At 70.4% G+C, this 22,449-nt stretch carries 19 protein-coding genes; 13 read left to right on the forward strand and 6 right to left on the reverse strand.

What is annotated here, in order from left to right; all coding sequences use genetic code 11:
- The first annotated feature begins 409 nt into the window (after positions 1–409).
- From VGX25_RS13985 to VGX25_RS14040, 12 genes are all read left to right on the forward strand, one after another.
- Positions 410–1,891, forward strand: a complete 1,482-nt coding sequence (locus VGX25_RS13985; RefSeq protein WP_326918194.1) for an FAD-dependent monooxygenase — start codon at positions 410–412, stop codon at positions 1,889–1,891.
- A gap of 50 nt (positions 1,892–1,941) precedes the next feature.
- The gene (locus VGX25_RS13990; protein ID WP_326918195.1) at positions 1,942–2,265 is read left to right on the forward strand and encodes a TcmI family type II polyketide cyclase; all 324 of its coding nucleotides are present in this window, start codon (positions 1,942–1,944) and stop codon (positions 2,263–2,265) included.
- A gap of 29 nt (positions 2,266–2,294) precedes the next feature.
- On the forward strand, positions 2,295–3,563 hold the full coding sequence (locus tag VGX25_RS13995; RefSeq protein ID WP_326918196.1) for a beta-ketoacyl-[acyl-carrier-protein] synthase family protein: 1,269 nt from the start codon (positions 2,295–2,297) through the stop codon (positions 3,561–3,563).
- Positions 3,560–4,780 carry a ketosynthase chain-length factor gene (locus tag VGX25_RS14000; RefSeq protein ID WP_326918197.1) on the forward strand — a complete coding sequence of 407 codons (1,221 nt, stop codon included), beginning with the start codon at positions 3,560–3,562 and terminating at the stop codon, positions 4,778–4,780. The genes VGX25_RS13995 and VGX25_RS14000 overlap by 4 nt, the downstream gene beginning before the upstream one ends.
- A gap of 12 nt (positions 4,781–4,792) precedes the next feature.
- Positions 4,793–5,041: an acyl carrier protein gene (locus VGX25_RS14005; RefSeq protein ID WP_326918198.1), complete on the forward strand. Its 249-nt coding sequence runs from the start codon at positions 4,793–4,795 to the stop codon at positions 5,039–5,041.
- A 33-nt stretch (positions 5,042–5,074) separates the two neighbouring features.
- Complete coding sequence (locus VGX25_RS14010; RefSeq protein WP_326918199.1) at positions 5,075–6,745, forward strand: acetyl-CoA carboxylase carboxyltransferase subunit alpha; 1,671 nt, start codon at positions 5,075–5,077, stop codon at positions 6,743–6,745.
- 17 nt (positions 6,746–6,762) lie between these two features.
- On the forward strand, positions 6,763–7,299 hold the full coding sequence (locus tag VGX25_RS14015; protein ID WP_326918200.1) for an acetyl-CoA carboxylase biotin carboxyl carrier protein: 537 nt from the start codon (positions 6,763–6,765) through the stop codon (positions 7,297–7,299).
- The gene (locus tag VGX25_RS14020; protein ID WP_326918201.1) at positions 7,299–8,666 is read left to right on the forward strand and encodes an acetyl-CoA carboxylase biotin carboxylase subunit; all 1,368 of its coding nucleotides are present in this window, start codon (positions 7,299–7,301) and stop codon (positions 8,664–8,666) included. The genes VGX25_RS14015 and VGX25_RS14020 overlap by 1 nt, the downstream gene beginning before the upstream one ends.
- Before the next feature lie 13 nt (positions 8,667–8,679).
- Positions 8,680–9,465 carry a 3-oxoacyl-ACP reductase FabG gene (gene fabG / locus VGX25_RS14025; protein ID WP_326918202.1) on the forward strand — a complete coding sequence of 262 codons (786 nt, stop codon included), beginning with the start codon at positions 8,680–8,682 and terminating at the stop codon, positions 9,463–9,465.
- 12 nt (positions 9,466–9,477) lie between these two features.
- Positions 9,478–10,446 carry an aromatase/cyclase gene (locus VGX25_RS14030; RefSeq protein WP_326918203.1) on the forward strand — a complete coding sequence of 323 codons (969 nt, stop codon included), beginning with the start codon at positions 9,478–9,480 and terminating at the stop codon, positions 10,444–10,446.
- 10 nt (positions 10,447–10,456) lie between these two features.
- Positions 10,457–11,878, forward strand: coding sequence for an FAD-dependent monooxygenase (locus tag VGX25_RS14035; RefSeq protein WP_326918204.1), 1,422 nt, complete (start codon positions 10,457–10,459; stop codon positions 11,876–11,878).
- Positions 11,879–12,321: 443 nt separating this feature from the next.
- Entirely contained in the window at positions 12,322–13,485 is a 1,164-nt protein-coding gene (locus VGX25_RS14040) for an HNH endonuclease signature motif containing protein (protein WP_326918205.1), read from the forward strand.
- Between the two features lie 369 nt (positions 13,486–13,854).
- Here the strand turns inward: VGX25_RS14040 and VGX25_RS14045 are convergent, their stop codons facing one another.
- The 6 genes from VGX25_RS14045 to VGX25_RS14070 are packed head-to-tail and all read right to left on the reverse strand — an operon-like array spanning position 13,855 to position 21,009.
- Positions 13,855–14,733: a class I SAM-dependent methyltransferase gene (locus VGX25_RS14045; RefSeq protein WP_326918206.1), complete on the reverse strand. Its 879-nt coding sequence runs from the start codon at positions 14,731–14,733 to the stop codon at positions 13,855–13,857.
- On the reverse strand, positions 14,708–15,979 hold the full coding sequence (locus tag VGX25_RS14050; RefSeq protein ID WP_326918207.1) for an MFS transporter: 1,272 nt from the start codon (positions 15,977–15,979) through the stop codon (positions 14,708–14,710). The genes VGX25_RS14045 and VGX25_RS14050 overlap by 26 nt, the downstream gene beginning before the upstream one ends.
- Positions 15,976–17,619 carry an ABC transporter substrate-binding protein gene (locus VGX25_RS14055; RefSeq protein ID WP_326918208.1) on the reverse strand — a complete coding sequence of 548 codons (1,644 nt, stop codon included), beginning with the start codon at positions 17,617–17,619 and terminating at the stop codon, positions 15,976–15,978. The genes VGX25_RS14050 and VGX25_RS14055 overlap by 4 nt, the downstream gene beginning before the upstream one ends.
- 4 nt (positions 17,620–17,623) lie before the next feature.
- Positions 17,624–18,838: a formylglycine-generating enzyme family protein gene (locus VGX25_RS14060; protein WP_326918209.1), complete on the reverse strand. Its 1,215-nt coding sequence runs from the start codon at positions 18,836–18,838 to the stop codon at positions 17,624–17,626.
- The gene (locus VGX25_RS14065; protein ID WP_326918210.1) at positions 18,825–19,619 is read right to left on the reverse strand and encodes a phytanoyl-CoA dioxygenase family protein; all 795 of its coding nucleotides are present in this window, start codon (positions 19,617–19,619) and stop codon (positions 18,825–18,827) included. Before VGX25_RS14065 ends, VGX25_RS14060 begins: the two co-directional genes overlap by 14 nt.
- A 25-nt stretch (positions 19,620–19,644) precedes the next feature.
- Positions 19,645–21,009, reverse strand: coding sequence for an SUMF1/EgtB/PvdO family nonheme iron enzyme (locus VGX25_RS14070; RefSeq protein WP_326918211.1), 1,365 nt, complete (start codon positions 21,007–21,009; stop codon positions 19,645–19,647).
- A gap of 367 nt (positions 21,010–21,376) precedes the next feature.
- Here VGX25_RS14070 and argC point away from each other — a divergent pair, with 367 nt between their 5' ends.
- Positions 21,377–22,414 carry an N-acetyl-gamma-glutamyl-phosphate reductase gene (gene argC, locus VGX25_RS14075; RefSeq protein WP_326918212.1) on the forward strand — a complete coding sequence of 346 codons (1,038 nt, stop codon included), beginning with the start codon at positions 21,377–21,379 and terminating at the stop codon, positions 22,412–22,414.
- Positions 22,415–22,449 lie beyond the last annotated feature (35 nt).

Genomic DNA, 22,449 nt, shown 5'->3' on the forward strand with positions numbered 1-22,449 from the left:
GATCGTACGAAAACGATCCGGCGCCGGCTTCGCCATTTGTGGGGTTTCGCTGCTGGCGAAATCACCGGTGTTCACGGGGGATATCGCCGCTGGCGAACGGGTGTGCCGGGGATGACGAGGTGGCGGAGAATACTGCCATGAATCCTTGGCGGGCGATTGCCGCAGGTCATGGGCACAGGTGGGCAACTGCGGTGTTTCCGCGGTTGCCGCGGCAGGGGCATTCTTTCAGCGGTTGCCCATTTTGGCTAGTCGGTCGGGCCGGTGGTATGCCGGTATTACACCGGCCATTGTTCGGTGTTCGGCCGTCGCTATAGAGTTGGTCGGGGTAGCCCGCGGCTGCCTAATAGCTGTTGCCCAGGCCTTTGCGTGGTCGAGCCGCGGCATCCTGCTTACCAAACGAGGTGAATGAATGGATACGTCGGTAATCGTTGTCGGCGCGGGACCGGTCGGCCTCATGCTTGCCGGCGAGCTGCGGCTCGGCGGTGTCGATGTGATTGTTCTCGAGCAGCGGGCGGTGCGTAGCGGGGAGTCGCGCGGCCTCGGTTTCACCGCGCGCACGGCCGAGGTGTTCGACCAGCGCGGGCTGCTCGCCCGGTTCGGCGATGTGCAGGCGACCCCGAGGGGCCATTTCGGCGGCATGCCGATGGACTTCAGCATCCTCGAGGGCGCGCATTTCGGGATTCGGGGAATCCCCCAGTACCGGACCGAGCAGATCCTCGAGGACTGGACGATCGAGCTCGGCGCGAAGGTGCTGCGCGAGTACCGGGTGACGGACGTCAGCCAGACCGACGACGAGGTCCTCGCGGTGGTCGAGGGCCCGGCCGGCCGGACCGAGTACCGGGCCGAGTACCTCGTGCTGTGCGACGGCGGCCGCAGCAACATGCGCCTGGTGGCCGGCTTCGACTTCCCCGGCACGCCCCCCAGCCGCGAGATGTACCTGGCCGACGTGGTCGGCCGCAAGATCCGCCCGCGGCCCATCGGCGAGAAGGTCGCCGGCGGCATGGTCATGGCGGCCCCGCTGGAGGACGGCGTGGACCGCATCGTGGTGTGCCCGCTCGGCACGACCCCCACCGAGCGCACCGAGCCACCGCCGTTCGAGGAGGTCGCCGACGCCTGGCAGCGCCTGACCGGCGAGTCGCTGCACGGCGCGGAGGTCCGCTGGGTCAGCTACTTCACCGACCACACGCGCCAGTGCTCGCACTACCGCAACGGCCGGTTCCTGATCGCCGGGGACGCCGCCCACATCCACCTGCCCGCCGGTGGCCAGGGGCTGAGCATGGGCGTGCAGGACGCGGTGAACCTCGGCTGGAAGCTGGCCGCGACGATCAAGGGCTGGGCCCCGGAAGGCCTGCTGGACACCTACCACTCCGAGCGGCACCCGGTTGGCGCGCGGGTCCTGCGCAACACGCAGGCGCAGGGCATGCTCTACCTGTCCGGCCAGGAGGTCGATCCGCTGCGCAGCGTCATGACCGAGCTGATCGCGATCCCGGAGGTGGCCCGCCACCTCGCCGGCATGGTCAGCGGGTTCGACATCCGTTACGACGTGGGCGTTTCCGGACACCCGCTGCTCGGGATGCGGTTGCCCAACTGCACGCTCGAGCACTGCGACGGCAGCCGGATCAACCTCTACGAGACGCTCCACACCGGACGCGGGGTGCTGCTGTCCACCGAGGGTCCCGGCGAGCTGACCGAGATCGCCAAGGGCTGGTCGGACCGCGTCGACGTGCGGCTGGTCCGCGGGGTCGCACCGGACGGTCCACAGCTCCCGTCCGCGCTGCTGATCCGCCCGGACGGCTACGTGGCGTGGACCTCGTCCGGCGGCGGCGACCTGACCGAGGCCCTCAACCGGTGGTTCGGTGCGGCCCGGGAAGCCGAGGAACCGTCCACCTGAGCGCGGTGTCCTCGTAATTTCAGCCGTCAATCAACCGAATGGGAGAAACTGTGCACAGCACACTGATCGTCGCCCGGATGGAAGCGCAGTCCCGCGACGCGGTTGCCGACCTGTTCGCCGAGTTCGATCGGACCGACATGCCCAACCTCATGGGAACCCGGCGCCGCCAGCTGTTCCATTACCGTGGCCTGTATTTCCACCTGCAGGACTTCGACGACGAGAACGGCGGCGAGAAGATCGAGGGCACCAAGTCCCACCCGTTGTTCGTGAAGATCAGTGACGATCTCAAGCAGTTCATCACGGCCTACGACCCGGCGTGGAAGTCGCCGAAGGATGCGATGGCGGACCGGTTCTACCACTGGCGCGCCGCCTAGTTCACCCACGAGCAAAGAGAGGGGAACACATGTCGCGACGGGTGGCGATCACCGGCGTGGGAGTTGTCGCTCCCGGCGGCATTGGGACCAAGGAGTTCTGGAGCCTGCTCTCCGAGGGACGGACGGCCACGCGGTTGATCACGTTCTTCGACACCACGGGGTTCCGGTCCAGGATGGCGGCCGAGATCGACTTCGATCCGGCGGCGAACGGCCTGTCGCCGCAGGAGATTCGCCGCATGGACCGGGCCTCGCAGATCGCCGTCGTCGCGGCGCGGGAGGCGATCGCGGACAGCGAGTTCGAGATCTCCGAGGAGGATCCGGGACGCGTCGGGGTCGCGCTCGGCTCCGCCGTCGGCGCCTCCATGGGACTCGAGGAGGAGTACCGGGTGGTCAGCGACGACGGTCGGCTGTGGAACGTCGACCACAACTACGCGGTGCCGCATCTGTACGACTACCTCGTGCCGAGCTCTTTCGCCAGGGAGCTCGCGTGGCTGTCCGGTGCGGAGGGACCGGTCACCGTGGTGTCCACCGGATGCACGTCGGGCCTGGACTCGGTGGGCTACGCGGCCGAGCTGATCCGCGAGGGGCAGGCCGACGTCATGATCACGGGGGCGACCGAAGCGCCGATCTCGCCGATCACGTTGGCCTGCTTCGACGCGATCAAGGCGACCAGCCCGAGCAACGACCGTCCGGAGTCCGCCTCCCGGCCGTTCGACAAGACCCGCAACGGTTTCGTGCTCGGCGAGGGGTCGGCGATCTTCGTCGTCGAGGAGCTCGAGCGGGCCCGCAGGCGCAACGCGCGCATCTACGCCGAAATCGCCGGCTTCGGCTCGCGCTGCAACGCCTACCACATGACCGGGCTGCGGCCGGACGGCGCCGAGATGGCCGAGGCGATCACCGTCGCGCTCGACCAGGCGCGGATGAACCCCGAGGAGATCGACTACATCAACGCGCACGGGTCCGGAACCAAGCAGAACGACCTGCACGAGACCGGCGCGTTCAAGCGCGCCCTCGGCGAGCACGGGCAGCGCACCCCGGTCAGCTCGATCAAGTCGATGGTCGGGCATTCCCTCGGCGCGATCGGATCCGTGGAGATCGCGGCGTCCGTGCTGGCGATCCAGCACAACCTGGTGCCGCCGACGGCGAACCTGACCCAGCCCGATCCCGCGTGCGACCTGGACCACGTGCCCTGCGTCGCCCGGGAGTGGCGGACGGACGCCGTGCTGAGCACGGGCAGCGGTTTCGGTGGCTTCCAGAGCGCGATCGTGCTGCGGCGAGTGGACGGAGGACGGGCATGAGTCGGCCACCGGTCGTCACGGGCATCGGGGTCGTCGCCCCGAATGGTCTTGGAACCGCGGAGTACTGGTCGGCGACGTGCGCCGGGGTCTCCGGAATCCGCGAGGCGCACAAGTTCGACGCCACGCAGTACCCGAGCCGGATGACCGGCGAGGTCGTCGACTTCGACGCCAAGGAGCACCTGCCGAGCCGGCTGCTGCCGCAGACCGACCACATGACCCGGCTGGCGCTGGTGGCCGCCGACGAGGCGCTGGCCGACGCCGGCGTCACCCAGGACACCTACCCCGTCCTCGACATGGGCGTGGTCACGGCGAGCACGGCCGGCGGCTACGAGTTCGGCCAGCGGGAGCTGGAGAAGATCTGGCGGTCGGGCCCCGACCACGTCAGCGCCTACCAGTCGTTCGCCTGGTTCTACGCGGTGAACACCGGGCAGATCTCGATCCGCCACGGGTTCCGCGGGCCGAGCGGCGTCGTGGTGTCCGATCAGGCTGGTGGGCTCGACGCGATCGGCCAGGCGCGCCGGCAGCTTCGCAGGGGCAGCAAGGTGATCGTCTCCGGCGGGGTGGACGGCTCGATCTGCCCGTGGGGTTGGGTCGCGCACATCGCCGGCGGCCGGATGAGCACGGCCGGCGACCCGTCGGCTGCCTACCTGCCCTTCGATGAGCGCGCCGCGGGGCACGTGCCAGCCGAGGGCGGGGCGATCCTGGTCCTTGAGGACGCCGAGGCCGCAACCGCGCGGGGCGCGAAGGTGTACGGCGAGATCGCCGGGTACGCCGCGACGTTCGACCCGCGTCCGGGCAGCGACCGCGGGCCCACGCTGCGGCGCGCGATCGTCAACGCGCTGCGGGACGCGGGCATGGACAGCGGCGAGATCGACGTCGTGTTCGCCGACGGGGCGGCGATCCCGGACCTGGACCGGGTGGAGGCGGACGCGATCGCGGCCGTGTTCGGTCCGAACGCGGTCCCGGTGACCGCGCCCAAGACCATGGTGGGGCGGATGTTCGCCGGCGCGGGGCCGGTCGACGTCGCGGCCGCGCTGCTGGCCATCCGGGACGGCGTGATTCCGCCGACCGTCAACGTGCGGCCCGCGCGCCGCTACCCGATCGAGATCGTGATCGGCGAGCCGCGCCGCGCGCCGGTGCGCGCCGCGGTGGTGATCGCCCGCGGGTACGGCGGCTTCAACTCCGTCATCGTCGTCCGCGCCGCTGGAAACACATAGGGAGAGGAAGCAATGTCGGCCAACATTATTGATCTTGGTGATCTGCGGCGGATCCTGCGCGCCTGCGCGGGCGCCGAGCAGGGTGTCGACCTCGATGGCGACATTCTGGACGTCACGTTCGACGACCTCGGCTACGACTCGCTCGCCGTCATGGAGACCGCGTCGATGATCACTCGGGAGTACGGCGTCGCGATCGACGAGGACGCCCTGCTCGAAGCCACGACCCCGCGCCTGCTCATCGATCTCGTCAACGCCGCCTGAGGGCGCCGCGTGGTGAGGCCACTGGAGGACACGATGACGACCGACGACACCTGGGTCATGTGCTCCGGCTGTCGCGCGATGCTGTACGGCAAGCGGTTCGCCCGAAACCTCAAGGTGTGCCCGGACTGCGGCCATCACCACCGGCTGACCGCCGCCGAACGCGTCGAGCAGCTCTTCGACCCCGGATCGATCGAGGTGCTCGAGTTCCCCGCCCGCTCCGAGGACGTGCTGGAGTTCTTTGACACCAAGCCGTATCCGCAGCGCCTCGAGCAGGCCCGGCGGGCGACCGGGCTCGGCGAGGGCGTGCTGGTCGCGGCCGGGACGATCGACGGGCTGCCGCTGATCGCCGCCGTGATGGACTTCGGTTTCCTCGGCGGGACGATCGGCGCCGCGGTCGGCGAGCTGATCACCAGCGCCGCGGAGGAGGCGCTCGGCCGGCGGGTCCCGCTGCTGATCTCGACGGCGTCGGGCGGCGCCCGGATGCAGGAGGGGCCGATCTCCCTGATGCAGATGGTCAAGACCAGCCAGGCCCTGACCAGGCTGGACGAGGCTGGCATCCTGACCATCGCCCTGATCACCGATCCGACGTTCGGCGGGGTGGCCGCCTCGTTCGCCACCCAGTGCGACGTGATCATCGCCGAGCCCGGCGCCCGCTTGGGTTTCGCCGGCCGCAGGGTGATCGAGCAGACGATCCGCAGCGAGCTGCCGGACGACTTCCAGACGGCGGAGTTCCTCAGGGAGCGCGGCCTGATCAACATGATCAAACCGCGCTCGGCGTTGCGCTCGGCGCTGCGCAAGCTGCTGGCGGTGACGGTGCCGCGCGCCGCCGGGAGGAGTCCGGCGCCCGGCCCAGACGTGCTGGTCCGGGATCCCGACCTGCTCTCCGAGATCGACCCGTGGCAGGCGGTCCAGCAGGCGCGCAACATCGACCGTCCGACCACTTTGGACTACATCGAGCGGGCGTTCAGCGACTTCGAGGAGCTGCACGGCGACCGGATCGGCGGCGAGTGCCAGGCGATCGTCGGTGGGGTCGCGCGGCTGGGGGACCGTCCGGTCGTGGTGATCGGGCACCAGCGCGGCCGGACCGCGGCCGAGCTCACCGCCCGCAACTTCGGCATGCCCACCCCGGCCGGCTACCGCAAGGCGGCCCGGCTGATGGTGCTGGCCGCCAAGCTGCGCCTGCCGCTGGTCACCTTCGTCGACACGCCGGGGGCGTACCCGGGCATGGAGGCCGAGGAACGCGGGCAGGCCATGGCCATCGCGCAGTGCATCAGGCTGATGACCGGCCTGCCCATTCCGATGGTGACCGTCATCATCGGCGAGGGCGGCAGCGGCGGGGCGCTGGCGCTGGCCGTCGCCAACGAGGTGCTGATCAGCGAGCACGGCGTGTACTCGGTGATCAGCCCGGAGGGCTGCGCGTCGATCCTGTGGAAGGACGCGTCGATGGCGCCTACGGCGGCCCGCGCGCTCAAAATGGACGCGCGCAACCTGTTGCGGCTCAAGGTGGTCGACGGCGTCATCCGCGAGCCGGCGGGCGGCAGCCAGGCGGATCACATCGAGGCCGCCGGCCGGGTCGCCGGCGTGCTCCACGCGACCCTGGCCCGGCTCGACAAGCTCGGAAAGAAAGAACTGATCGAAGCGCGGCGCGACCGGTTCCGGCCATTCGGATCGGCTCTGGACCAAGAATTGCGAGTCACACAATGACGCAGGACACACCCGCCATGAACGAACCCGAGATCTCACCGGCCGATCCCAATCGGACGGACGGTGTGGACGCGGCCATCATCGACCTCGCGCAGGTGCAGCGGCACGCCGTTGAGCTGCTCGCGCAGCTCGACCGGCCGCCGAGCAACCTGCGGATTCAGGCGAGGGAGATCTTGGTCGAGATCAACTGGGCCGAGCCGACGGTGATCGGCGAGGTCCGGTCGATCGAGGTGCACCGCGAGCAGCGTGAGCAGCAGCGTACCCAACCGGTCGCGGACACCGACGACGGCGGCGCCAAGGAGTTCCTCACCTCGCCGGGTGTCGGGGTCTTCTACCACGCGCGCGAACCAGGCGCCGAGCCGTTCGTGTCGGTGGGCGCCGTCGTCCGGCCGGGCCAGCAGATCGGGATCATCGAGGCGATGAAGCTGATGATTCCGGTCGAGGCGGACCGGGCCGGCCGGATCGCCGCGGTGGTCAAGGGCAACGGCGAGCCGGTGGAGTACGGCGAGCCGCTGTTCGAGCTGGCGGCCGCGGAAATCGCCGAGGCGGCCTGATGTTCGACAAGGTGCTGATCGCCAACCGCGGCGAGATCGCGATGCGGGTCGCCCGCGCCTGCCGTGAGTTGGGCATCGCCACCGTGGCGGTCTACTCGACCGAGGACCGCGACTCGACGGTGGTCTCCTACGCCGATGAGGCGGTGCACATCGGCCCCGGCCCGGCCAAGCGCAGCTACCTGCACATTCCGTCCATTGTGGAGGCCGCGAAGCTGACCGGCGCCCAGGCCGTGCATCCCGGCTACGGGTTCCTGTCCGAGGATCCCGACTTCGCCGAGGTGTGCGCGCAGAACGACCTCGTCTTCATCGGACCACCGGCCGACGTGATCGCCTCGCTCGGCGACAAGTGCGTGGCGACAAGGACCATGGCCGACGCCGGGCTACCGATCCTGCCCGGCAGCCACGGTCCGGTGGCCGGCCCGGACGACGCGCTCGCCATCGCCGAGCGCACCGGCTTCCCCGTCATCCTCAAGGCGGCGGCCGGTGGCGGGGGGCGCGGGATGCGCGTGCTGTACAAGGCCGACGAGGTCGTCGACGCGTACAAGACCGTGTCGAGCGAGGCGGGCGCCATCTTCGGCGACTCGCGGCTCTACCTCGAGCGGTACGTGGCCTCCGCCCGGCACGTCGAGGTGCAGATCCTCGCCGACTCCTACGGCAAGGCGATCCACCTCGGCGTGCGGGAGTGCTCGGTGCAGCGCCGGCACCAGAAGCTGCTCGAGGAGAGCCCGGCGCCGCACCTGCCGCAGGAGGTCATCGACGAGATGGGCGCGGTCTCGGTCGCCGGGGCCAAGGCGGTCGGCTACGTGGGCGCCGGCACCTTCGAGTTCCTCGTGGACGAACGGTCGGAGTTCTACTTCATGGAGGCCAACTGCCGCATCCAGGTCGAGCACCCGGTGACCGAGATGGTGACGGGGATCGACCTGGTGCAGGAGCAGTTGCGGATCGCCGCGGGCGGCCGGCTGGAGCTCGAGCAGAGCGACGTGGTCAACCGCGGGTGGGCGGTGGAGTGCCGGATCAACATGGAGGACCCGGACCGGTCGTTCGCCCCGGCCCCCGGCCGGATCGAGTCGCTCGTGCTGCCCGGCGGCCCGTTCGTGCGCGTCGACACGCACGGCTACCCGGGCTACCGCGTTCCGGCGATCTACGACCCGTTGCTCGCCAAGGTGATCACCTGGGCGCCGACCAGGGACGAGGCGATGGCGCGCATGGACCGCGCCCTCGACGAGTTCCGCGCCACCGGTCCCGGAATCCGCACCACCGCGGGATTCCTGCGCCGCGTCCTGGCCAACGGCGAGTTCCGGTCCGGAGTCTACGACACCGGCCTGGTGGCCCGGGTGCTCGGCGCGGGACCAACCGACGACAACTGACACAGGAGAAGTCATGGCGTTTCAGGAGAAGCGGGTCGCCCTGGTCACCGGCGCGACGCAGGGTATCGGGCTCGCGGTCGCGGAGGGCCTCGCCAGCCAGGGGCACAAGGTGTTCATCTGCGCGCGGGACGCCGAGGCGGTCAAGGACACCGTCACCGCGCTGACCGCGAAGGAGCTCGAGGTCGACGGGACCACGTGCGACGTCACGTCCAAAGCGGACATCAAGGCCGTCGTCCGGGCCGCGGTCGACCGGTTCGGCCCGATCGACGTGCTGGTCAACAACGCCGGGCGGGCCGGGGGCGGGGTCACCGCGGAGATCCCCGACGAGCTCTGGGAAGACGTGATCAACACCAACCTCAACAGCGTCTTCCTGATGACCCGCGAGGTGCTCACCGCGGGCGGCATGCGGGCCAAGAACCGCGGCCGCATCATCAACATCGCCTCGACCGCGGGCAAGCAGGGCGTGGTGCTCGGCGCGCCGTACTCGGCCTCCAAGCACGGCGTGGTGGGCTTCACCAAGGCGCTGGGCAACGAGCTCGGACCCACCGGCATCACCGTGAACGCGGTGTGCCCGGGTTACGTGGAAACCCCGATGGCGCAAGGGATCCGGCAGCGGTACGCGCAGGCGTTCCAGACCACCGAGGAGGCCATCCTGGAAAAGTTCCAGGCGAAGATCCCCCTCGGCCGCTATTCCACGCCGGAGGAGGTCGCCGGGCTGGTCTGCTACCTGGCCACCGACACGGCCGCGTCCATCACCGCGCAGGCGCTCAACGTCTGCGGCGGTCTCGGCAACTTCTAGGAGAGCAGCGTCATGACCGACCGTGGGCACCGCGAGGTGGAGCACCAGATCAGGATCAACGCGCCGGCGGCGGAGGTGTACCGGTTGATCGCCGAGGTGCGGAACTGGCCGCGCCTGTTCCCGCCGACCGTGTACGTCGATCACGTCGAGCGGTCCGGGGACTCCGAGCGCATCCGGATCTGGGCGACGGCCAACAACACCGTCAAGAACTGGACCTCGCGCCGGGTGCTCGACCCGGCCCGGCTGCGGATCGAGTTCCGCCAGGAGGTCTCGGCCCCGCCGGTGGCGTCGATGGGCGGCGCCTGGCTGATCGAGTCGATCTCCGAGACCGAGTCGCTCGTGCGGCTGCTGCACGACTACCGGGCGATCGACGACGACCCGCACGACCTGATCTGGATCGACGAGGCGGTCGACCGCAACAGCCAGTCCGAGCTGGCCGCGCTCAAAGCCAACGTGGAGCTGGCCACCGGCGCCGAGGAGCTCACGTTCTCCTTCTCCGACACGGTGAGCATCAACGGCGCGGCCAAGGACGTCTACGACTTCCTCAACGAGGCGCAGCTGTGGACGGAGCGCCTGCCGCACGTGGCGCGGGTCGAGCTTACCGAGGAGTCCCCCGGCCTGCAGATCCTCGAGATGGACACGCGTACCAAGGACGGTTCCACGCACACCACCAAGTCGATCCGGGTCTGCTTCCCGGACAGCAGGATCGTCTACAAGCAGATCACGCTGCCCGCGCTGATGAACCTGCACACCGGCTACTGGCAGATCGAGGACGACCCGGCCAACGAGGGCGGCCTGCTGGTCACCTCGCAGCACACGGTCGTGCTCAACGAGGCGAACATCGGCAAGATCCTCGGCCCGGACGCCGACGTCGCGCAGGCCCGCGAGTTCGTGCACAAGGCCCTGAGCGGCAACAGCTGCGCGACCCTTGGCTACGCCAAGGAGTTCGCCGAGGGCCGGCGGGCCGGGACGGCGGAGTAGCGTGCCTTCCGTGGACACGCAGGTCATCGTCGTCGGGGCCGGCCCGGTCGGGCTGATGCTCGCCGGCGAGCTGCGCCTCGGCGGGGCGCGGGTGCTCGTGGTGGACCGGCTCGCCGAGCCCACCACCGAGTCCCGCGCCTCGACGCTGCACGCCCGCACGATGGAGATCTTCGATCAGCGGGGTCTGCTGTCCTATGTGGGCACACCACCCAACGACCGCATGGGCCACTTCGGCGGTATCCCGCTCGACCTCGGTCACCTGCCGACCCGGTATCCGGGCCAGTGGAAGGTCGGCCAGACCAGGGTCGAGGAGTTCCTCGCGGAGTGGGCCACCGGCCTCGGCGCCGAGATCCGGCGGGCCCACGAGCTCGTCGACCTGACCGCCTTCGACGACCACGTCCGGGTCCGCCTCGCCACCGACGCCGGTCCGGTCGAGCTCACCTGCGCCTACCTGGTGGGCTGCGACGGCGAGGACAGCACCGTCCGGCGGCTGGCCGGCATCGACTTCCCCGGCCGCGACGCCACCCGCGAGCTGCTGCGCGCCGACGTCGCCGGCATCGACATCCCCAACCGCCGCTTCCAGCGGCTGCCCAACGGCCTTGCCATCTCCGCGACCAGGGACGGCGTCACCCGGGTCATGGTCACCGAGTTCGACCGCGAGGCGCCCCGGCGCCGAACCGAACCGTCCTTCGAGGACGTCTGCGTCACCTGGAAGCGGGTCACCGGCGAGGACATCAGCGGCGGCACCCCCTTGTGGCTCAACGCCTTCGGCAACGCCAGCCGCCAGGCCGCACGCTACCGGGCCGGCCGCGTCCTGCTCGCCGGCGACGCCGCCCACCTCCAGCTGCCCGCCGGCGGCCAGGCCATCAACCTTGGCATCCAGGACGCGGTCAACCTGGGCTGGAAGCTCGCCGCCGAGGTGTCCGGCCACGCCCCACCCGGCCTGCTCGACACGTACCACACCGAGCGCCACGCCGTCGGCCGCCGCGTCCTGGCCAACATCGAAACCCAGGCATACCTTCTGCTCGGCGACTCCACGGTGGAGCCCGTCCGCACCCTGCTCGCCGAGCTCATCACCCGCCCATCCGTCCGCGACCACCTCGCCGCCACGATCGCCGGCCTCGACGTCCGGTACGGCGACGACCCCCACCCCCTCGTCGGCGCCCGCGTGCCCTACGCCGACCTGTGCCGCAAAATCAGCACCATCAACCTGCTCCACTCCGGCCGCGGGATCCTGCTCGACTTCTCCGCCAGCCTCGCCCGCCACGCCTGGCTCCGCGCCACCGTGAGCGACCGAGTGACGGTGGCCCCCTCCCTCTCCAGATTCGAAGGCCTCGACACGATCCTGGTCCGGCCGGATGGCTACGTCGCGTGGGTAAGCTCCACAATGGACGATCCCCGTCCGGCGCTGCACCGGTGGTTCGGTCGTTAGCGGAGCTGCGTCGTCCGGGGTTCGCCGGCGGTTGGCGGGGTGGTCGGCTGCGGCTTCCGGCCGTTCCCGGCTGGGTCGGAACGCCGGGTGGGTCGCCTTGTGCTTGCTGGGCACGGCGTTCCGCCGCACGGCTGTGGACAGGCGCCCCGTGTACTGATTGCGGGGTAGCCCTGTCCACAGCCGTGCACCGGAGTCGGTTTCCCTCGGCTAGTTGAGCCGGTCACTAGGCAATGACCTGGCAGGGTTCGTTGCTTTGGCGCGGCTGGTGACGAGGGTCGGTTGCCCGCCTGTGGACAGGAGGCGCGTACACATCCGCAGTGCGTGCCCTGCCCACAGGCGTGCTCAATTCTTAAAAGATCTTTCATCAAATTTATTGAAAAGATCATGAGTACAACGCGGCGTGGCGGACGGGATTGTCGGTGGCGACTGGTAGATTCGCTCACGTGATCGGATTCGAGGAGACGTACGCGGATCCCACCGACCGGGTGGGCAACGCCGCGTTCGCCACTGTCCTCATCGGTCACTACCAAGCCGTGCAGTTGGAGCAGTTGGCCGCCTACGCCCGGGACACCGAGGGTGATGAGTTCGCCTACCTCGAAGTGGCCACCCAGCTCCACATCTCCGACCACGCCGCCCAACGCCGCCTGAAGTTCGCGAGGACTCTGGTCGAGCGCCTGCCGCAAACTCTGGTGGCGTTGGATCAGGGGTGGATCGAGGAGTACAAGGCCCAGCTGATCGCCGACGCCGTGGCCGAGCTGTCCGACGAGCACGCCCTGGCCGTCGAGGCGCAGGTGCTGGACAAGGCCGGCCAGCAGACCCCCACCCAGCTACGCAACACCCTGGCCAAGGCGGTGTTGGCGGTCGACCCGGAGGGTGCCGAAGAGCGGCGCAAGGAGCGGGTGCGGGGGCGGCGGGTGGACTCCTACCCCACCGAGCCGGGCATGGCGGCGCTGACCATCCACCACAGCGCCGAAAAGATCGCCACCGCCCACGCGGTCATCGCCGACCGAGCCCGAGCATTGAAGGCGCTGGGCAACGAACCCCGCACACTCCAGCAAATCGAGGCAGACGTCGCCCTGGATTTGGTGTTCGGCACCGACACCGGCAGCAATCGGGTGGTGGAGGTGCACCTGACGATGCCTGGTCCGGGTGCCGCACCGCACCCGGCGGAGGTCGACGGGCTTTCCGTGACCGCGCAAGCGGCCCGGGAGTTGGCGGCCGAGGCCACGTCGTGGCGGTGGCTGCGCACCGACCCGCACACCGGCGCCGTGGTCGATCTCACCTCGCCGAGCTATGTGCCGCCGCAGTGGTTGAAGACGTTCGTGCAGGTGCGCGACCGCACCTGCCGCTATCCGGGGTGCACGCGTCGGGCCCGGCAGTGCGATGTGGACCACCGAGTCCCGTGGCCCCAGGGCGCCACCTGTGACGAGAACTGCCATTGTCTATGTAGGCGGCACCACCGCGCCAAACACGAAGGCGGCTGGCAGGTCCGCACACTCGGCCGGGACCGGTTGGAGTGGACGAGCCCACTGGGGTTCGCGCACATTGTGGAGCCGGAGCCTGTCACCGTACCGAGCGAGTCGGATCCGGATCCTCCGCCGTTCTAATTTCTTTCTTCATAAGATTTTGAAAAGTCTTTTAAAAGACTGAGCGCGCCTGTGGGCAGGGCAAGCCCCGCGAGTGTGGACGGGGCGCCTGTCCACAGGCGCGCGACCCACGATCGCCACCAGCCAACCAAGGCAACGGAACCCGCCAGGCCATGGCCAAGTGACCGGCTCCGCCAAGCCGAGGGAAACCGACTCCGGTGCACGGCTGTGGACAGGGCTGCCCCGCGACTCTGTACAGGCCCCCTGTCCACAGTCGTGCGGCGGAACGCCGTGCCCAGCAAGCACAAGGCGACCCACCCGGCGTTCCGATGAAGCCGGGAACGGCCGGAAGCCGTAGCCGACCACCCCGCCAACCGCGACCAACCCCGGCTATCCCACCTTCGACCAGACCGACAAGGTAAGCGCCCCACGGGAATGCGGCCGCAACCGAAGCACCGCGCGGTCAACCAGATTCGCCGCAGCGTAGTACGAGCGGTGGCCAGGCATGCGGTCCGGAAGGGCCAGCGAGCCGAGGAACATCGCGGACCCCTCGAACACCCGGCGCAGGCCGGCGACACGGGCCACCGTGGCGAGGGTGGCCGGGTCGATCGGGTATTCGGTGGGGGACAACGACTCCTCGGTCGGGCCGGGGCGATCTGCCGGGCGGAAGGCGCGTTCCAGCAGGTTTTCCAGCGGCGCGAACCAGTGCTCGGGATAGCGGGCGTTGGGTTCGCGGACCACGAGCCGGCCGCCGGGGCGCAGGGTCCTGGCGAGCTCGAGCACCGCGTCCGGCCAGTGTGGCAGGTGATGCAGGACGCCGGAGCACACGGCCGCGTCGACGCTTCCGGACGCGATCGGCAGCGTTCGGGCGTCGGAGCGGAGCGCGACGCTGCGCCGCGGATCGAGCCGGGCGCGCGCCCTGGCCAGCATCTCCACCGAGCGGTCGACGGCGATCAGCCGGCGGTCCGGCCGCTGAAGTGCCGCGGCCACCCGGCCGGTGCCGGTGCCCACGTCGAGCACGATCCCGGCGGGCACCGCCGTGTCGAGCCAGGGCACGATCCAGCTTTCCGCCTCGCGGTACCGCGGGATCTCGCAGTAGGAGTCGTAGATCTCGGCCTCGCCGTCGTGGTACTTCTCGTCGATCAGCGACGCCTCGTCGTCCGGCAGGTCCAGGGCCGTGAAACACGGCACCCCGGCCGGGTCGCCCGCGAGCCCGTCCAGCCGGTCGGCCGGCAACACGTCGTCATACCAGGTGCCGTGCTGGTTCATTCGACTCCTCCGCATCCCGCCGTTCCGCGCTCCGCAGCAGCATGACCGACGCCAGCCCGACCACTACCAGCAGCGCGCCGGACCAGCGCAGCCCGGCCTCCGCGCCGATGGCCGCGACCAGCAGCCCACCGGCGAGGGTGCCGGCGGGGCCCAGTCCGCTCGTCACCGAGTTGAGGTAGGCGCTGGCCTCCTTGAGCCGCCGCTCCGGCAGCTTGTGCTGCATGATCGTCGACACGATCGCCCCGTACGGCGCGTAAACCAGGCCGCCGAGGAACATCGCGGCGACGGGTAGGGCGAAGCCGCCGGGAATCGAGACGAGCACGGTGGCGATCCCCCAACCGGACACGATGAGCGCGACGGCCTCCACCCGCGCCAGGCTCGCCCGGTACCCGGCGGCCACCCCACCGATGATCGCTCCCACGCCGAAGGCCGACCACATGATGCCCAGCGCCGTCGGCAGCGGCAGACCCTGGTCGGCGACGGAGCCCAGCAGGGCCAAGCCGACCAGGAACGGGCCGTAGAGGGCGTGGAAGATGCCGGTGAGCACGATGATCCCGGTGACCGCGCGGTGGTCGCGCAGCCGGATTCCCCGCCGGGCCGCCCCGCGCATCCGGGCCGGCGCAATGCCCACCTGCTCCGGATCGGTTGGTATACCGGGCAAATTCAGCAGGCACACCACGAACAGCAGGAAGCTGGCCGCATCCAGGCCGAGCACGTATCCCGCACCGGCGACGGCGATCAGCACGCCGCCGGCGGCCGGGCCGATCATGGCCGCGGCCTGCACCGCCACGCCGACGAGCGAGTTCGCCGCGAACAACCGGTCCCGGGGAACGACGGCGAGCACGATCGCCCGCGACCCGGCCGCGCCGAGGGGCCGGCTCAGCGACGCGAGCCCAAGCAGGATCACGTAACCGGCGAGGCCGAGCTCGTGCGTCACGGCCAGCACGGCGGCGGCGCCAAGCAGGACACCCCGCCACAGGTTGTCGGCAAGCAGCAGGGTCCGGGCGTCCAATCGGGACAGCAGCCGCCCGGCGACAACGCCGGTGAGAATTCCCGGAACCAGGTACGCGGTGCTCGCCAGCGCGATGGCGACCGGACGGGTGTCCTCAGTGGCCAGCATGATCGCGAGCACCACGATCGTGACCTCGCTCATCGCGTCACCGACGCTGGAGATGCTCTCGCCGAGGAAGTACCGCGCGAACCGGGGCTCGCGCAGCACGGTGGCGTAGCCGCGAAGTCCCGTCACGGCGGGGAGCTCTCCGAGCCGGGCCGAAGCCGGAAGCTGGCGAAGTCGAGCACGTTGGGCACCTGGTTCTTCAGCCGCACACCGGTCCACCGCCTGCGGTAGGTCATGTAGCTGACTTTGCCGGGTGGGCACAGGTACAGCGCCTCGGTGCGGACCAGCTCGGCGATCTCCCGGTAGTTGCTTGCCGGGTCGCCGATCCCGTCCCGCACCGCCTCGGACAGCGTCGCCAGCCGCGGATCGTCGATGCCGAGCGCGATGGGCAGCGGGCCGCGCGGGTCGACGAGCGCGGACACGAACGCGTACGGGTGCAGGAAGTCACCGGCCCAGCCGGACCAGGCCACCGGCGCCTGCCGAGCGTTGACCAACCCGACGAGCGTGGCGAGATCCACCTCGGCGATCTCCACGCGGATCTTCGGGCTGAGCGCGACGAGCCCGTCGCGCAGCAGCTCGGCCGCCCTGGTGCGGGAGATGTTGGCCTTGTGCGTGTAGATCACGATCCGGCAGCCCCGCTCGGCCACGGCGCCGCCCCAGGCCAACCCGAGCTCGCGGGTGGCGGCGGCCGGGTCGTACACCGGCCGGCTCGCCCGGTCGGCGGGCAGCACGCCGGCCGGAAACGGCACCCGGTGGTCGAGTGACGCGCCGTCGAGCACCTCCCGCGTGTACCGGTCGTGGTCGAAGCACAGGGTGAGTGCCCGGCGCAGGTGCACGTCGGTGAAGGCGTCCGGCCGGATGCCGTCCTGGCCGAAGTCTCCGGTGCCCACCGCCGGGCAGCCAGGGTCGAGCCGCTGGGTGAGGTAGCCGAGCGGCGTGATGCACCACTCGTCCGGCAGCGTCTCGAGGACGATGTCGCGCAGCTCGCCGAGCCGGTCCCGGGATTCCGGCTGGCACACCGAGAAATCCGAGTCCCCGCACAGCAGCTGGTCCTCGCGCCGGATCCGGTCGTCCTCGGACCGCAGCGTCACGGTGGCGGCCTGTGGCGGGTCGGCCCAGTAGCCAGGGTGCCGCCGGAAGGTCAGCCGGCGCTCGGCAGGATCCCACGAGTCCAATGTGTACGGACCGGTGCCGTTCACCTCCGCGTCCAGCGCCGTGCGGACGGGATGCAGGTACCGCGCCGCCGAGGCCGGGTCGCCGTCCCATTCACCGCGCCGCGCACACCACTGCCGGCTGACCACGAGGGACCATTGCACGAGCAGCGCGGGAAGCGGCGCGAACGGCCGGGCCAGCCGCAGCAGCACGCCCTCGCCGGTCGGCTGCACCCTGGCCAGCATCTCGGCGGCGTCGGCCGGCCCGATCTCACCGAGCTGCCGGCCGAGCAACGCGTCGCTCCACAGCACCCCGTGGCTGGTGGCGGTGATGATCCCGCGGCGCAGCGAGTACACCACGTCGTCCGGGGTGAGCCGGGAGCCGTCGTGGAAACGCACGCCGTCCCGGACCGGGATGGTGACCCAGCGCTCGGCGCCGCGCTCGACGATCGTCGGCAGCTCGGCGCCGACGGCCGGTCGCACGGTGCCGTCGGTGTCCAACGCCAGCAGGCTGTCGTACATGTTGAGCACCGGATGCCGATCGGTGCTCTCGTAGGCGCGGTGCGGATCGAGGGTGGTCGGATCGTCGAACGTGCTGATCAGCAGGTGTGGCGCCATCGGGTTACTCGGCGATCGTCTCGGTGACGCAACGGAAACCCACCTCGGCGCCGCGCTGGTTGACGTGCTTGGCCGCCCGCACGCCGACGGCGAGCTCGTCCGGTCCGCTGGCCCAGCTGCCGCCCTTGATGCACGCCCACAGCGTCCAGTTGCCCACGGTGTCGCCGTGCGCCTGACCGCCGATGAACGGCCTGAGCTCCGCGCCGTCCAGGTAGCGGCTGCGGGTCCACTCCCAGACGTTGCCGGCCAGGTCGGACAGACCCGTTGCGGACGCGGGAAACGAGCCGACCTCGACGGTCCGCGGCTCGCCGCCGGCGCGGTCTTCGCGGCCGTAGTGGGCAACCCGGGGACTCGGTTCGCCGTCCCCCCACGGGAAGCGGGCCGTTCCCGCGGCGCGCTCCCACTGCGCCGCGGTGGGCAGGGCCTTGCCGGCCCAGGACGCATAGGCCCAGGCGTCGAACCAGCTGACCCCGGTGACCGGATGGCGCGCGTACCGCTCACGTTGCTCGGCGGACAGCCCACGCAGCACGTCGTGGTCGTGCTCGGCCGGCTGGCCCGGATGGCTCCACACCGGACCGTGCTTGTCGACCGCCGCGACGAAGCCGGCGTAGTCGGCCACAGTGACGGGGAACCGGTCGATGTGGAAGGGCGGCGCGCCGCGGCCGTCACCGGGAATCTCCACCATGCCGGTCAGGTCGTGGTGCTGCGTGGCAAGCTCCTGCCGCGCGTCGTAGCCGACCCAGCGCAGCTCCTCGATCGCCGCCGCGCGGTCCGGGTGCCGCGCGAGCAGCCGGTCGAGCGCCCGGCACGCGCTCTTCTGCCGGCGGTCGCCGGCCGGCGGGACCGACCCGTGCAGTGCCGACAGCGACCGGCGCGCGGCGGTGAAGACGTCGGGGAGCGCCTCCACCACGCCGGCCCGCGCGGCGGCGTCCAGCGCCTGCACGGCGACCTCGTCGTCGACGTCGTTGACCTGCCAGCTCAACAGGGCCCGCGCGCCGGGGGCGGTCGGGCGCTCGGCCGCCACGCGGCCGAACGCCAGCCGCACCTCGGGACGCGCGTGCATGGCGCCCATCGCCCAGGCCACGTCGTCGAGCCCGGCGTCGGCGCCGAGCGCGTCGATCACCGTGCCGCACAGCCGAACCAGCTCGTCGGTGGGCAGCAACGCCGCGTCCGCCGACTGCAGGACGTTCAGCGCGGTGTCCGGCTCAGCGGGGCGCATCCTGGGCCTCCTTCGCGTCGTCGCTGCCGACGAAGATCGATCTGACCGCGCCCATCCGCTCCGGGTCGGCGAACTGCTTGCCCCGACCCGGATGTCGGCCCGCGCAGTAGTAGAAGTACAGCGTGGCCCTGCGGTCGGTCGGTCGCGGCATCGCCTCCGAGCCGTGGTAGATGCGCTCGTGGTGGCAGACCAGGTCGCCCGCGCGCACCTCGACGTACAGCGGCTCCGGTGGCACCGGGCCGACCGGGAACCGGTGCGACTGCGGGATGACCGCGAGGCAACCGTTGTTCCTGGTGGAGTCGTCGAGGTACAGACCGGCGGTGAAGGCGGGGGAGAGCGGGTGTCCGAACGGGAAGTCGAGATGCCACCGGATGCGCGAGTATCCGCTCTTGCGCTCGCCGGACTTCAGCTGCCAGACCGATCCGTTCATGGTGTCGTCGAGCAGCCAGTGGTCCGCGCCGCCGAGGCCGGTCCTGATCGCGTCCATCCGCGGATCGGCGGCCAGTGCCGCCGCGGTCGGCGAGTACTCGGTGAAGTAGTTGAGCCGGTGGTGGTAGCTCGGCGTGCCGTTCGGACCGAGGGTGACCGGCGCGACGGTGTCGACGTGCTCCGGCGGCACCTCGCCCGCCCTGATGCGCTCCTGGTAGCGGTCGGCGTCCTCGCGGATCCGGCGCACCTCGTCGGCATCGGCGAATCCGGTGTAGACGAGGAAACCGTAGGTGTCGTAGAAGTCCTTCTCGACCGGCGTGACGTGTTGGGAGAACACGAAGGTCGGATACATCGGCGCCATCCTCGGGGTCGCTGGTCTAGTGTGGACAGCTACACGCGCAGCGGAAACCGATCTCGAAGTGCCGGTCGAGCGCGAGGTCGCGGCCGCGGAAGGCGACCGAGAGCTGCTCCGGCAGGCAGGACCAGGCGCCTCCCTTGATCACCGCGTAGGACCGCGCGTCGTAGATCACGTCGATGGCGTCGGCGTCGGCGTCCGCCGGACTGAACGGCGCGCCACCGAACGACGACGCGGTCCACTCCCAGACGTTGCCGGACAGGTCCCGGACGCCGTACGGGCTGACGTTTCCCGGCATCCCGTTGGCCCTCGTGGTGTGCCGCGGGGCGGTGTCGGCCAGCGCGAGCAGGTCCGCACGCCAGTCCAGAATCCCTTGCCAGCCACCATTGTCCGACGGATCGTGGCAGCTGGTTCTGGCCCGGTCGAACGCGTCGCCCCACGGATAGGCCCGCTCGTCGTCGCCCTGCGCGGCGCGCTGCCACTCCGCCTCGGTCGGCAGGCGCTTGCCGAGCGAGCGGGCATAGGCGTAGGCGTCGAACCAGTCCACACCGACCACCGGATGATCGGGCCGGCTGCGCTCGTCGAGCAGCGTGTTGCGCAGGTGCAGCTTGCCGGCCGGCTCGGCGGGATGGCAGTACGTGTGCTCGGTGGCGGCCGTGCCGCCGGCGAACCGGTCGTACTCGGCGTTGGTGACCGGAAGCACGTCGAGGTGGAAGTCCTTGCAGGAGCCGATCATCACCGGGTCGGCCCAGTCGAACAGCAGCTCGCGCCCGCTGAACGCGGGCGGCGCCCCGCCTTTCACCGTCCCGCCCGGCACCGGTGCCATGCCGACGTGCGTGTGCGTGCCGCTGCGCTCGGCATCGACCGGGGGCAGCGGCGGCTCCTCGCCATCCTCGTCCCCGCCGGGAAACAGCCGTTCCTCCAGCGCGGCGAGGCCGGCACGGCTGCTCGTGCCGGCAAGCTCGGTGATGGCTCTGAGCACGACGGCATGGCCGATCCCGACCGGCTTGCCGGCATGCCCGTGCAGCCTTCGGCTCGCCCGGCCGACGATCACGATCAACTCCCGGAGCACGTCCTCCAGCCGCAACGCCCCGGCAAGGGCGATGGCCTTGAACGCCACGAAGTCCTCGTAGTCGTGGGTGAGCCACTGCACGAGCTCGCGCGTGTCGGCCCGCTCGGGGTGGCGGCCCGCGAGCACCATGAGCAGGGTGTGCCGCACCCACGGCTGCGGGTGCATGGCGGCGACCGAGGCCAACTCCTCCACCTCGTGCGCGGGAGCACGCCCGGCGGCGGCCGACAGGCGCGCGAGCGTCTCCCTCATCCGGTGCGGCTGGCCGGCCCGTAGCTGACGGTCCAGCTCGTCCAGCGGTGCACGCCAGTCACCCATGGGCCGATCCTTTCCACCCGAGGCCGGTGTGGGGCCCGGACCGGTGGTCCGAGCCCCGTCCGGTCACCACTTGGCGTTGCTGCGGAGCACCGGCCGAATTTTGCGGGACTCGCGCGCAAACTTCCACTTCTGAACGTACGACATGGGACACCTCCCTCTCTTTTCTGATTGTGCTCGACGGCTGGTCTCTCCAGCCAGGGACTGACACGGTCTTGCAGACCGGCTCCAATTTCGCTGACAATTCACTGTAACCTCGACCGTGCCGTCAGGTCCACCCTGGACACAGCGGATCGCATGTGACATATGCGGTAGTGTCGCTTGACTTGTAATTTACTGGAAATTCATTGTCGGTCTTAATACTCGGCGCGTGAGCCTGCGAATTGCGCTTGTCGGGGCCAGTGGGTATGTCGGCGGTGAATTGTTGCGGCTCCTGTTGGCACATCCCGACGTCGAGATCACAACGTTGACCGCCGGCGAGAGCGCCGGCACGACGGTCGCCGAGCACCATCCGCATCTGCTGCCGCTGGCCGACCGTGTCATCGAGGAGACCGAGGTCGCACGTCTGATCGGGCATGACGTGGTCTTCCTTGCGTTGCCGCACGGGCAGTCCGCACCGATTGCGAAGGCGTTGCAGGAGCAGGACCCGCGTGCGGTTCTCATCGACTGCGGCGCCGACTTCCGGCTTGCTGACGCCGAGGCGTGGCGGCACTGGTACAAAAGCGAGCACCCGGGGGTGTGGCCGTACGGCCTGCCCGAGCTTCCCGGCCAGCGCGACCGGTTGCGCCGGTCCCGCACGTTCGCCATTCCGGGGTGCTATCCGACCGCCGTGGCCCTGGCCCTCGTGCCTGCATTCGGCGCCGGGCTGGTGACGGACGAGGCGGTGATCGTCGCGTTCTCCGGAACCTCGGGCGCCGGGAAGTCGCCGCTGCCGCACCTGCTGGGGTCCGAGGTGATGGGCGCGGCGAGCCCGTACGCGGTGGGCGTGCACCGGCACACCCCGGAGATCGCGCAGAGCCTGGAGACGGCGTGCGGCGGCCCGGTGCGGGTGTCGATCACGCCGGTGCTCGCGCCGATGCCGAGGGGCATCCTGGCCGTCTGCACCGCACCGTTCGCCGGGCCGGCGCTGGAGGACGCCGAGCTGCGCAAGGTGTACGCCGCCGCCTACGACACCGAGCCGTTCGTGCACCTGCTGCCGGCCGGGATCTGGCCGACGACGTCATCCACCCTCGGCGCCAACACCGCCCATCTCCAGGTCGTCGCCGACGGCCATTCCGGGCGGCTGGTCGCCATCGCCGCGATCGACAACCTGACCAAGGGCACCGCCGGCAGCGCGATCCAGTGCATGAACCTCGCGCTCGGCATTCCGGAAGGAACCGGACTGCCACTGACCGGTGTCGCTCCATGATCGCGATCGGCGGTACTGCCGCCGATCAGCCACGA

This window comes from Actinophytocola sp. (assembly GCF_035942955.1).
Lineage (GTDB): Bacteria > Actinomycetota > Actinomycetes > Mycobacteriales > Pseudonocardiaceae > DASYTH01.

Excerpts from the sequence above, each read along its gene's own strand:
- VGX25_RS13985 (WP_326918194.1), top strand. The coding sequence starts at position 410 with ATGGATACGTCGGTAATCGTTGTCGGCGCGGGACCGGTCGGCCTCATG.
- VGX25_RS13995 (WP_326918196.1), top strand. The coding sequence starts at position 2,295 with ATGTCGCGACGGGTGGCGATCACCGGCGTGGGAGTTGTCGCTCCCGGC.
- VGX25_RS14000 (WP_326918197.1), top strand. The coding sequence starts at position 3,560 with ATGAGTCGGCCACCGGTCGTCACGGGCATCGGGGTCGTCGCCCCGAAT.
- VGX25_RS14005 (WP_326918198.1), top strand. The coding sequence starts at position 4,793 with ATGTCGGCCAACATTATTGATCTTGGTGATCTGCGGCGGATCCTGCGC.
- VGX25_RS14010 (WP_326918199.1), top strand. The coding sequence starts at position 5,075 with ATGACGACCGACGACACCTGGGTCATGTGCTCCGGCTGTCGCGCGATG.
- VGX25_RS14015 (WP_326918200.1), top strand. The coding sequence starts at position 6,763 with ATGAACGAACCCGAGATCTCACCGGCCGATCCCAATCGGACGGACGGT.
- VGX25_RS14020 (WP_326918201.1), top strand. The coding sequence starts at position 7,299 with ATGTTCGACAAGGTGCTGATCGCCAACCGCGGCGAGATCGCGATGCGG.
- fabG (WP_326918202.1), top strand. The coding sequence starts at position 8,680 with ATGGCGTTTCAGGAGAAGCGGGTCGCCCTGGTCACCGGCGCGACGCAG.
- VGX25_RS14030 (WP_326918203.1), top strand. The coding sequence starts at position 9,478 with ATGACCGACCGTGGGCACCGCGAGGTGGAGCACCAGATCAGGATCAAC.
- VGX25_RS14045 (WP_326918206.1), bottom strand. The coding sequence starts at position 14,733 with ATGAACCAGCACGGCACCTGGTATGACGACGTGTTGCCGGCCGACCGG.
- VGX25_RS14055 (WP_326918208.1), bottom strand. The coding sequence starts at position 17,619 with ATGGCGCCACACCTGCTGATCAGCACGTTCGACGATCCGACCACCCTC.
- VGX25_RS14060 (WP_326918209.1), bottom strand. The coding sequence starts at position 18,838 with ATGCGCCCCGCTGAGCCGGACACCGCGCTGAACGTCCTGCAGTCGGCG.
- VGX25_RS14065 (WP_326918210.1), bottom strand. The coding sequence starts at position 19,619 with ATGTATCCGACCTTCGTGTTCTCCCAACACGTCACGCCGGTCGAGAAG.
- VGX25_RS14070 (WP_326918211.1), bottom strand. The coding sequence starts at position 21,009 with ATGGGTGACTGGCGTGCACCGCTGGACGAGCTGGACCGTCAGCTACGG.